This is a genomic window from Acinetobacter sp. S4400-12, assembly GCF_024129495.1.
In the GTDB taxonomy this organism is placed as follows: Bacteria; Pseudomonadota; Gammaproteobacteria; order Pseudomonadales; family Moraxellaceae; genus Acinetobacter; species Acinetobacter lwoffii_C.
This window is the reverse complement of sequence record NZ_JAMXYB010000050.1, coordinates 1-11,814: the sequence shown is the minus strand read 5'-3', so window position 1 is coordinate 11,814 and position 11,814 is coordinate 1. Positions and strand designations below refer to the sequence as shown.

Sequence of the window (11,814 nt, the reverse complement as noted above, 5' to 3'; positions counted from 1 at the left end):
TTATGCTTCATTGTGCGCATATCAATTGAGCCACAGAAATAAGCCAACCATTCGAGTAATCGAATAGTTGGCTTAAACAGGATTCAGGTTAAGTAGTTTTTCCTCAATAGATTTGCGCATAACCGATTCAGAAACGAAGATCACCTTACTTGAAAACAGAAACGTGAATTTATCAAGAATTTGAAATATTTTTCTTTTTAAACCCTTTTCATTTTCATATACTCGACCTTGTACAACTGCTAAGCGATTCTTCTGAAATGTAAAAAAAGTTGCAAGTGAAGTGAGCAACAAAGCTTTAGGAGTAGAATAAACAATAAGATCAAATCGATTAAATAAAAAGAAAAAAAATAATTTAAATAAACAGAATATATCTTTTCCTATATTAGGTTTTCTATATAATGGAAAGTGCAATACTTTCCCTACATTTCTTTTATATAGTTTATCTAAATCACTGTCGCTCCCACCACAGAGTAAGGTGATATCAATATCTATATTTTTATCAAAAAATTCCAATTGATTTCTGCATAAGCCATTAAAAGAAATAGCATCAGTCATAATAAAACAAATTTTTTTCACTTTTATTTCAACTCATCTAAATATTTTTTAGCTTTTAAAAATTCTAAAATTTCAAGCTGATTTGGTTTTTTAGACCTATTTTGAATTGCTGTTTCATATCTACCAAGAATATAATAAGCTAATAACCTAAAAGCTTTCAAATATTCAGTTATAATCTTCAAGCTAATGAATAATTTAAATCTTTTAAAAAATTTAGAATAAGATTTAGCACTGTAAAAATAGCTTAGAAAAGATTTTAGAAAATTGTTTGAATAACCCTCTTCGTAAACATAGCCAATTTCATTAATTAGTAAGTATTTTCTATCTAAAAGAATTCTTCTCAAAAAATCCATATCCTGACCATATTTTAAACTTGTATCATATGTATTTTCACCAACAATGCTTTTTCTAAACATAGTAGAGGCATGAGGCATTGGAACATTGCTAGGCTGATAAAAAGTACTTACTGGATTATTAACATTACCTCGAACACCAATGATATTAGAATTTTTATCAACTACCGCCATACGGCAAGATATTACATCTATGTCAGGGTTTTTGATGAATTTGTCTACTTGATTTTTCAATTTATTTGGATAATACCAATCATCTGCATCCAACATAGCAATAAAGTCACAATCATTTTTTAAGCAATAGGAGAGGGCTAGTTTTCTAGCAAATCCTCTTCCCATATTTTTTTCCATTTTAACAATTTTAAACCTATTATCATTAACAATAAATTCCTCTACAATTTTAACAGTTGCATCAGTCGAACCATCATCAACAATTATACAATTCCAGTTAGAATAAGACTGAAATTGTAAAGATTTTAATGCTCTACTTATAGTTTCTTGAGCATTATATGCAGGCATCATAATACAGACGTTCTTAGTCGAAACACTCATAAATTTTCTCGAGATCACTTATATTAGTTAATATATCAAAATTAGATAAATTTTCATTTAATCTACTTTTATTATTTGATATTTTAATAATTTCATATAACCATTGGCTGACATCATAACCTTTCAAGAAGGTATTTCCACCAATATTAGTTTCAATAGGTACATTACTAGAAGATAAACACTGTCTTCCACTGATCTGAGCTTCGATAGCAACTAAACCTAAACCCTCCCATAAAGAGGGAAATAATACAATTCCTTTATGATTATTTAATAAATCAATAACGTCTTCTCTATAACCAAGTAAATGTACGTTTTTTTCTAAACCTAACGCATTAATCTTATTAATAATCTTATTTTTATCTGGTCCATCTCCAATTATATAAAATTCATACTCTTTATTAATTTTTAATAACTCATAAAAGACGTCTAAGGAGAATAAAAAATTTTTTTCAGGTACTAATCGGCCAATTTGAATTAATTTTTTCTCATTAGAGTAAATTTCTTTAAATTTATCAATATTACTTAAATCAAAACCACAATGAATCACTTTAGTTTTATTATTTTTGAAAAAGTAATCACCTACCTGCTTAGATACTACTATCAAATTAGTTGAAAATCTTTTAATTAAATATAACATAATATTTTTATATAGAATTCTATGGAGTCTTTTTTCACTTCGCATCGAGTGCATGTGTGATATTCTTTTTTTTACTTTTAAAATACTAGCGTAAAGCATATAAATGCCATTATAAGTATGTTGATGCGCATGAACAACTTGTATATTTTTACTCAAAATAATGTTTTTAAATTTCAAGAAATCCTTTACAAAGTTATTACTGAATTTAGTTTTAATAATTATACAGCCTGAATCTCTAAATCGATTTTCCAGTTTAAATTCCTCATCCCGAGAGGAATTACACAATATATATATATTATTTTTATGTTGATTTTCACACAGATTTAATAGCCATTTTTCTACACCACCTACGTCAAGAGATCCAACAATATGTAAAATATTCATAATTATCCTATATAATAAGGAACAAGTTCACCATAGCTATACGTAGCCAATAGGTAATAAAAAAAAGCAAAGAGAGTGAAAATTAGATAAGATAAGGGCCTATATTTCATATCAATCTTTAAAAAAATAATAGGCCAAAGAAAAATTAATGTCCAAACAAAATATCTACTAAGCCTCATTAATCCTGAAGCAGAAAATCCGTATAAAAAAGAACTAAAAACAATCACAAAGCCTAAATATAATATATTTAACATTATATAAAAACTTTCATTCTTAATTTTTAAAATCTTAGAAAGTAAAAATAAAGTAATGAGATTAAAAAATAAGAAAAATAAGGCTCCAACACCAGTATCTTCCGATTTAAATTCTGCATAACCCTCATATCTTTCATTAATTTGCCCGGCAAAACCAAATATTAAGTTAATGCCAAATATAAAAAAAACAGTCCAAAGTATAGAAAAATATTTCCTATAAATACATTTTATATAAAAAAACAATATAACAATTGAAAATATCACTGCACTAGTGTGAAACATCAAGGCAACAAAGATTAGTAAAATCGTATATAAGATTTTCCTATTTAAAAAAGCATATAAACTTAACCAGCACAAACCTATGGCTACAGCTTGCCTAAGACCATTAAAAATGAAAGTATAATGTGCAAAAAATAAAAATATTATCCAACTTAAATAATAATTTTCTGATAGTTTTTTATTAAGCTTATTAAATGAATAAAGATATAAAAATGTTAGAAAAAATACAAAATAGAAATAACTAAGCCCAATTTTATTAAACATATATCCTAGATATATAAATCCAAATTCTAAACTTCCATAAAATCTTGATGATTTATAATCCGAAAGTGTTTCATATATTGTTTCATACATATAATTATCACTACCAACCTCTATACCTTTTAAAGCACAAAATAGTGATAAACCTATAATTAATAATATAGATTTTTTTCTTTTTAGAATGAATGACAATAAGATACAAATTAATAAATAAATAGCCAAAAGAATATATGGTAACATTCACCTATTCCTTTAATAGTGATATTGCTGCTATTTTCACTTTAAAATATTTCCTTGTATCAGTAGAGATTAAATCAAATAGTAGGCTAGAGAAAAAAATTGTCATCAATACAGAAATAGACAAACCAATTACTCCAAATTTATCTATCATAAGAGTGCTTATAATGATACTAAATAAAAATGTTAAAATTGTCCTTTTTAAATAAACTGAATTCATATTATCAATTATAATAAATTTACTATTTGCCACTCTTAAACTTGCAAATGGAATGCATAAACTAAGAAAAAAAGCTATTAAATACCAATAAATATCTAAAATATTTTTAACAAAAAGTATGATGCTAGAGAATATAAAAACTAGTATCCCTAGTAATAGACCACCATAAAAAGCCATCCTATACATGTAAAGTTCATTTCTTTGATTATTATTACTTTTATATACAATCATTACCATCATTGAACTAAATATAATATTTGGCAAAACATAAGATTGTTCAATAAGTCTACTTACTAAGGAATATGTGCCTAATGTAGACACATCAAAGTATTTATTTAATAGGTAATAATCAACTCTAGCACTTAATATAAATAAAACTGAGGATAACCATAAGGGCAAACAGGACTTTACACACTCTAAGAATCTCATTAAATTAATTTTATTTTCTTTTCTATTTATTAAAAATAAAAAAGGAACAAAAGATATAAAAATATTTTCTAAGGCAAAAATCAAACCCAAAAAATAAATTTGATTTTCTACTTTACCAATAAAATATATCTTTATTAGTGAAAAAAATAAAGTCATCAAAATTACATATATAGATAAATTTTTACCTTTTGCCTGAGATTCAATTTTAGCATGTGATATAATAAATATACTAAAAACCACCCCCACCAAATATATAAATTTTTCAGAAAGTGACTCAAAAAAAGCTAAAGTAAGTAAAATAAAAATTGCAAGATAAATAAACTTTAAAAAAATCATCTCCAAAAGTGTAGGTGGATTACTATCTAAGAGTTTTTTCATTATTAACTCATCTAATCCACCTGATACTATTGCACAACCCAATAGGGCATAAGCATAATGAAGACTATATATCCCATATATCTCAGGCTCTAGGATAATACCTAATACTAAAAAAACAAGTAAATTAATCAATATTTTAATCAACTTTTGACTTAAAATATACTTAATACTTTTACTTAAATTACTTTGAAATATGTTGATCATAAACGGATTACGTTTTCCAATATTTCAAAGTTACTTTTTAAATCAAAAATTACACTTTTCTCTTTAGAAAATTTTATAATATTTTTGATTCCCATCTCTAAAAATTGCTTATGAGATACAGCAACTATAATTCCATCATAATTATTAATTTTAATATCTTCTCGGGGACGAATACCATATTCATTAAATGCTTCATCGACATTTACCCAAGGATCATAGATATCTATATCAAGCTCATATTCTTTTAAAGCTTTAACCATATCTACAATTTTAGTATTACGTATATCTGGACAGTTCTCTTTAAAACTTAATCCCATCACCAAAATTTTTGAGCCAACTACTTGAATGCGTTTTTTTACCATTTCTTTAATTAATTGTGTCGCAACATATTCCCCCATTCGATCATTTAAACGACGTGCCGCAAGTATAATTTCAGGATGTAAACCCAATGATTGAGCCTTATGCGTCAAATAGTATGGATCGACACCAATACAGTGTCCACCGACCAAACCTGGACGGAATGGCAAGAAATTCCATTTGGTACCGGCAGCCTGCAATACTGCTTCGGTATCAATTCCCATTTTATTAAAGATAACGGCCAGTTCATTAATCAGGGCAATGTTGACATCACGCTGGGTATTTTCAATTACTTTTGCCGCTTCAGCCACTTTAATACTGGTCGCTTTATGTGTACCTGCCTCAATCACAAGGTTATACACCTGATCAACAAATTCAGCGACTTCAGGGGTAGAACCTGAGGTGATTTTCAGAATATTGGTCACTCGGTGCAATTTATCGCCCGGGTTAATTCGCTCCGGACTATAACCGGCAAAAAAGTCCTGATTGAACTTCAGGCCTGATACCTGTTCCAGAACCGGAATACAGGTCTCTTCAGTTGCACCCGGATAGACAGTAGACTCATAAACCACCACATCGCCTTTTTTAAGCACCTGACCAATGCTGGTCGAAGCCTTAACAAGTGGCGTTAAATCTGGCTGTTTAAATTCATCAATAGGGGTAGGCACAGTTACAATAAAAAAGTTACAGCTTTTTAAATCTTCTAAATTTGCTGAATAACTGAGCTGATTTGCCTGTTTGAGTTCTTCTGGGGAAACTTCGAGGGTATGGTCTTGGCCACTTTTAAGTTCATCAATTCGTTTTTGGTAGATATCAAAACCGACCACAGGTACTTTTTTCCCAAATTCAACTGCAAGTGGCAAGCCCACATAACCTAGACCAATCACCGCAATTTTTAAATCTGCAATAGATAGCATTTCAACGCCTTATTAATGTACTGTACTTATGAAGATTAAATCTTTCGGCAGGAATACTAGCAGAAAATCAAGGAATTTCTATGACGTTTTATATCCACCCTGTTGAAAAGCCAATTATGATGTAGGATTTTTGTGAAAATTCACATAATTCAATTTCACTTAGCGCCATACTCACTTTTCTCATTATTATGCTCACCCGAAGGGTTTGATCAAACAGGAAAATTGATTACAAAATGCTATATACCTATTTGACAAGTTCGGTAAAATAGCCGCAATTTATTTAAAACTTTTTAAAAAATTTAATAATGGAATTTCGTGTGCAACACTTTCAACTGGCTATTTTATTGGCATGTGGCATTGCCACCACTGGCTGTGCGGTCACCTCTGGCTTACAAACTTCTGACCTGCCGAGTGAAGGTATCTATCAGACCGAGGCCGGCACTCGAGTGAATGTCATTCGACTGACCCAAGATAATTTATTTGCGCTTCAGCCCGCACAAGCCAGTCCAGCCCATTTGACCGCCTTATTTAGTACACCGCATAAAAACTACCGTTTAAGCGCTGGCGATATTCTTTCTATTTATTTATGGGCCTATCCTGAAATTACCCCTCCTACCAATACCATCAGCAATGAAAAAGCAGTCGAGTCGAATGGTTATCAGATTGACTCACAGGGTTATATCCAGTTTCCGATTATTGGTCGCTACAAGGCTGCTGGCAAGTCACTTGCTCAGGTGAATTCAGAACTGCGCAGCCAGCTTGCACGCTATTTAAAAACCCCCGATGTCATTGTACGGGTCTTGTCTTATCAAGGTCAGCGTTTTTCAGTACAAGGCAATGTGATGCAGGGCGGTCAATTCTATCTCAGTGATCAGCCGGTCAGTGTCTATACTGCACTGGGTATGGCAGGTGGGGTAAATGCCCAGCAAGGCGATAACGCCTCAATCAGCCTGGTACGTCAAGGGCGTACCTATAACTTGAATACAGTGGAACTGGAAAAAGCAGGTCTGTCTCTGCACAATCTGCTGATTCAACCCAATGACACCCTGTATGTGAACAGCCGTGAAAACCAGAAAGTCTATGTCATGGGTGAATCTGGTAAAAATCAGTCTCTCCCAATGCGGGATCAGGGCATGAGCCTAAGTGATGTGATTGGGGAAAGCCTGGGCTTAAATCCACTTTCTGCAAGTCGCAGCAAAATTTATGTGGTGCGTAGTGCCTCAGACCATGCCATGACCGAAATCTATCATCTAGATTTGAGCAGTATTGGTGACTTTGGTCTGGCCAACCAGTTTAAAATGCGCAGCAATGATATTGTCTATGTCGATGCATCAGGTTTGGCACGCTGGCAACGTGTCGTGAACCAGATTATTCCATTCTCAAATGCGTTGTATAATCTTGATCGTCTGGGGCAATAATGCAGTTTCGTAATATTCTCGTCGTGTGTATTGGTAATATTTGCCGTAGTCCTATGGCGGAGTTTTTTTTAAAACAGGAATTTCCTGAATTGACTATTCATTCAGCAGGAATCTCAGGCATGGTCGGCTATCCGGCTGATGCAAAGGCTCAACACTGCATGCAGGGTTTTGACATTGATATGCAGAGTCATGTTGCCCGAAAGCTGAATAGCGAGATGGTCAAACAGGCGGATCTGATTTTGGTCATGAGCAAAAACCAGCAACAGCATATTGAAAAAACCTGGCCTTCTGCCAAAGGCAAAACTTTCCGTTTGGGACATTGGCAGTCAAAAGATATCGCCGATCCTTATCAACATGATCAGGCATTTTTTGACAGCACCTGTCAGCAAATCCAGCAATGCGTTGCTGACTGGAAAAAACATATTTAATTTTTTTGAATGACAATTATGAGCCAAAATACCAATACTGAAGATACTATTGATTTAAAAGAGTTATTTTTCTCTTTAATTGCTCAATGGAAACTGATCGCCCTCTGTGTACTGCTGAGCTTGATTGCAGCACTCTTCTATTTAAGAATTACCCCCAACACCTATGCGGTAGATGCGCTGGTACAGGTGGAAGACAGTAAAGGCGCTTCTGCTGCACTACTGGGTGATTTATCTACTATGATTGAGCAGAAGTCCCCCGCTCAGGCAGAAATTGAAATTCTAAAATCCCGTCTGGTTTTAGGTTCAGTAATCAACGACCTCAATTTAGACGTGGTGATTGCAAGTGCAGAAGATAACACCTGGAATCGCTTACTAAAAAAACATGAATATGATGTTGAATATTCCAAAAAATCTGTTCTTTTCAAGGACAATCAGCAAAGCTTTGATGTACGCCAGTTTCAGGTCCCTGCCTACTTTAGGGACAAAAACCTGCTGTTAAAGTTCGAAAATAACCAATATAGCCTGACTGATCCAGATACAGACGAGACTGTTTTTTCAGCTCCACTGAACCAGCTCAGCCAGTCCCAGTCGGCCTATGGCCTATGGAAAGTAGCAATTTATAGTCAGGATCATCCAGCAGCGAGTTATTATATCCAAAAGCAGAGCTTGCCTGCTGCGGTACGAACGCTGTTGAATAATTATTCGGTGGCCGAAAAAGGTAAAATGACCGGTGTACTGGGACTGAGCTATCAGGGTCAAGACAAACAGCATATTACCCAAGTCCTGAATACTATTTTATCGGCTTATAGCCAGCAGAATATCGAACGCCGCTCTGCTGAATCAGCTCAAACCTTAAAATTTCTGGATGAGCAGCTTCCCGAGTTACGTCAAGAACTGGATGTTGCAGAACGTGAATTCAACCAGTTCCGTCAGCAATATAATACCGTCGATGTAACCAAAGAATCTGAATTATATTTAACTCAAAGCATTGCGTTAGAAACTCAAAAAGCGGAACTTGAACAGAAAGTCGCTGAAGCGTCTGCACGTTATACGGCAGAACATCCGGTCATGCAGCAAATGAATGCCCAGTTAGGCGCAATCAATAAAAAGATTGAACAACTCAGCAGCACCTTAAAGCAACTCCCGGACTTGCAGCGTCGTTATTTACAGCTTTACCGTGAAGTAGAAGTCAAACAGCAGTTATATACCTCGCTGCTCAATTCCTATCAACAGCTGAATATCGCCAAAGCTGGTGAAATTGGGAATGTACGGATTGTCGATACTGCAGTGGCGCCCATTGAACCCATTAAACCGAAAAAGCTTCAGATCCTGATTTTATCAATTTTCCTGGGCGGTTTTCTCGGAACACTGCTTGCTCTGCTGCGCAATATGATGCGTTCAGGGATCAAAGATGCAGCACAAATTGAAAACGAACTGGATCTGCCTGTTTATGCCACTGTTCCTCGTTCACTGATTCAAGAGAGTCGTATCAAACTTCTGAAGAAGAAAAAGCATATTCCAATTCTTGCGGTGAAGGATAGCGGTGATATTGCCATTGAAAGCCTGCGTAGTATGCGTACTGCGATTCACTTTGCCCTCAGCAGTGCCGAGAATAATATTATTGCCCTGAGTGGCCCTGCGCCTGAAATCGGTAAGTCCTTTATTGCCGTGAACCTGGCCACGATTCTGGCACAAGGGGGGAAACGGGTATTAGTGATAGATGGTGATATGCGTCGTGGCTATTTACATAAGTACTTTAATGCCGAGGTACAACCAGGTCTAGCTGAATTGTTGAATCATCAAAATAACTACGACGATGTCGTTCAAAGTGCAAGCGTGGAAAACCTGTTCTTTGTGACACGTGGTAAAAGTCCAGTCAATCCGTCTGAACTCTTAAGTACAGCACATTTTAAAGCTTTTCTGGATCAGGCCTCGGCCAGTTTTGATCATATCCTGATTGATACCCCACCTGTGCTTGCAGTGACTGACGGGATTATTATTGCGCAATATGCGGGTGTAAATTTATTGGTTGCCCGTCATGCCAAAACACAAATCAAAGAACTGGAGATCACGGTGAATCGCTTTGAACAGGCCAATGTCAAAGTCAATGGTGTCATTCTGAATGATGTACAAAAAGCCAATGGTGGTTATAGTTATGGTTATAACTATGCCTATGCTTATACCGCAAATAAAGACCAGGACTAATTCAGTCTAAACTTAGATTTCACATCCTGCTTGAAGCAAGGTGTGAAATCATCCTCTATTACATTTATTCCAAATGATCATTGTTGAAAAAATCAACTAAAAACCCTATCGTGGTTACAGTTTAAAACTCCTGAGAATATACAAGAATGTTTAAATCAAAAACACTGCTTGCCAGCTTGGCATTAAGCTCCTCACTGACCTTTGCCCAAGGCATCGTTTTAAATGACCAAGACCTGCGCACCGATTTAAACTGGTTAAATCAGCAAGGTGTGATTCAAATCAGCACGTCAACCTGGCCAATGAGTGGTGATGAAATTCAACGCGCGCTTTCTCAGGCACAAATCAGCAATAATAATCAGCAAAAAGTCATTGATTCTGTTATGGCTCATTTGAATGCCAGTAACCAGTTACTCAAAGCATCCCTGTTTGCAGAGACAGATCAAAAACATCTTCCTCAAGCCTTTGGCGACCAGCAAAAAGCTCAATACCAAGCGGGTTTAGAATTAAATGCAGGCAATCAGAATTGGGATGCCAGACTTCGCGTGAATGCAGAAAAAGATCCGCAGATTGATCATGATCAAGATGTGAATGTTGAAGGGTCTTATATTGCAGGTAAATTATGGAATCAATGGCTGATTGCTGGACAAATTCCGACCTACTGGGGACCCGGTCATGATGGCAGCTTAATTCGGGGTGATGCCAGTCGTCCGGTATATGGTGTGACCATGCAGCGTGCCGAGCAGAATGCTTTTGCCAACCAATGGCTGTCCTGGATTGGGCCTTGGCAATATCAAGCCTTTGCCGGACAACTAAATGACTACGATGCTGTACCTGATGCTAAATTAATTGGCTTACGTGTCACCGCACAACCTTTACCCTATTTAGAGCTGGGTGCATCGCGTGCTATTCAGTGGGGAGGTGAAGGACGACCTGAAAGCCTGAGCTCACTTTGGGATGCTTTTGTCGGTAATAAAGACAATGGCGGCACAGGTGAACCTGATCCATCCAATCAAATTGCCGGTTTTGATGCGCGCTTAAATCTACAACCGCTGGTGCATGTTCCAATCGGGATGTATGCACAATATATTGGTGAAGATGAAGCCGGTGGCTTACCAGCAAAAAAAATGTATTTGGCTGGGGTCGATTATTCTTCTAGCTATAAGAATATGCCCTTCCAGCTATATACCGAATGGGCGGATACCCGTACCAATGGCAAAGCCCGAGGTATTTCCTATAATCACAGTGTATATAAAGATGGGTTTTATCAGCATGGTTATCCCTTGGCACATGCCATGGGTGGGGATGGTCAAATGATTTCAGTAGGCGGCGATATTCGTTTCGATCGCCTCAACCGGGTTAATGCTCGGGTGCTGTTTGCCAAGTTGAATGAATCTAACCGAACTACCAATTTAGCTTTTCCAGCGCAGGATGAATTAAAAGCTGTTGATGTGAGCTGGACCCATTATTTACGCCCCGATATTCCCCTGAAATTAAATGGCTGGATCAGTGATTCAGACCTCCATGGCAATGATGGCGGTGCCTCAATTGGGATTGAATTTCCTTTAGAAAAAGGTTTATTTTCCTACTAGGCTCTTGGCAAAATATAATTTTGGTTGGGCAATCATTGTGTCTAGACATTCTCTAACCATGATTAAAACTTGGATTCTCAAATGAAGTGCAACAGAGATTAAATTATTGGAAGGAAGCAAGATGAGCTAGCATTTTGCTTCCGACCGACCAAAGTCA

At 35.5% G+C, this 11,814-nt stretch carries 10 protein-coding genes; 4 read left to right on the top strand and 6 right to left on the bottom strand.

Going from position 1 to position 11,814, the window contains the following annotated elements; translation table 11 throughout:
• Positions 1–72 precede the first annotated feature (72 nt).
• From NI461_RS13245 to tviB, 6 genes are read right to left on the bottom strand one after another with little or no spacing between them, the layout of a single operon-like run.
• Positions 73–555, bottom strand: a complete 483-nt coding sequence (locus NI461_RS13245) for a hypothetical protein (RefSeq protein WP_253157598.1) — start codon at positions 553–555, stop codon at positions 73–75.
• Between the two features lie 23 nt (positions 556–578).
• Positions 579–1,430, bottom strand: a complete 852-nt coding sequence (locus NI461_RS13240) for a glycosyltransferase family 2 protein (RefSeq protein ID WP_253157595.1) — start codon at positions 1,428–1,430, stop codon at positions 579–581.
• A 13-nt stretch (positions 1,431–1,443) separates the two neighbouring features.
• Positions 1,444–2,481 carry a glycosyltransferase gene (locus NI461_RS13235; protein WP_253157592.1) on the bottom strand — a complete coding sequence of 346 codons (1,038 nt, stop codon included), beginning with the start codon at positions 2,479–2,481 and terminating at the stop codon, positions 1,444–1,446.
• A gap of 2 nt (positions 2,482–2,483) precedes the next feature.
• On the bottom strand, positions 2,484–3,515 hold the full coding sequence (locus NI461_RS13230) for an EpsG family protein (protein WP_253157589.1): 1,032 nt from the start codon (positions 3,513–3,515) through the stop codon (positions 2,484–2,486).
• 4 nt (positions 3,516–3,519) lie between these two features.
• Complete coding sequence (locus NI461_RS13225) at positions 3,520–4,743, bottom strand: hypothetical protein (RefSeq protein ID WP_253157586.1); 1,224 nt, start codon at positions 4,741–4,743, stop codon at positions 3,520–3,522.
• The gene (tviB, locus tag NI461_RS13220; RefSeq protein WP_253157583.1) at positions 4,740–6,017 is read right to left on the bottom strand and encodes a Vi polysaccharide biosynthesis UDP-N-acetylglucosamine C-6 dehydrogenase TviB; all 1,278 of its coding nucleotides are present in this window, start codon (positions 6,015–6,017) and stop codon (positions 4,740–4,742) included. The genes NI461_RS13225 and tviB overlap by 4 nt, the downstream gene beginning before the upstream one ends.
• Positions 6,018–6,334: 317 nt before the next feature.
• On the opposite strand from tviB, the gene NI461_RS13215 reads away from it, so the two are divergent.
• The 4 genes from NI461_RS13215 (at position 6,335) to NI461_RS13200 (ending at position 11,657) form a co-directional block, all read left to right on the top strand.
• On the top strand, positions 6,335–7,435 hold the full coding sequence (locus NI461_RS13215; RefSeq protein WP_253157581.1) for a polysaccharide biosynthesis/export family protein: 1,101 nt from the start codon (positions 6,335–6,337) through the stop codon (positions 7,433–7,435).
• Positions 7,435–7,863 (top strand): low molecular weight protein-tyrosine-phosphatase, encoded by a 429-nt coding sequence (locus NI461_RS13210; RefSeq protein WP_253157578.1) that lies wholly within the window; start codon positions 7,435–7,437, stop codon positions 7,861–7,863. Before NI461_RS13215 ends, NI461_RS13210 begins: the two co-directional genes overlap by 1 nt.
• 18 nt (positions 7,864–7,881) lie before the next feature.
• Complete coding sequence (locus NI461_RS13205) at positions 7,882–10,068, top strand: polysaccharide biosynthesis tyrosine autokinase (RefSeq protein WP_253157575.1); 2,187 nt, start codon at positions 7,882–7,884, stop codon at positions 10,066–10,068.
• A gap of 146 nt (positions 10,069–10,214) precedes the next feature.
• Positions 10,215–11,657, top strand: coding sequence for a capsule assembly Wzi family protein (locus NI461_RS13200; RefSeq protein ID WP_253157572.1), 1,443 nt, complete (start codon positions 10,215–10,217; stop codon positions 11,655–11,657).
• The last annotated feature ends 157 nt before the right edge of the window (positions 11,658–11,814 follow it).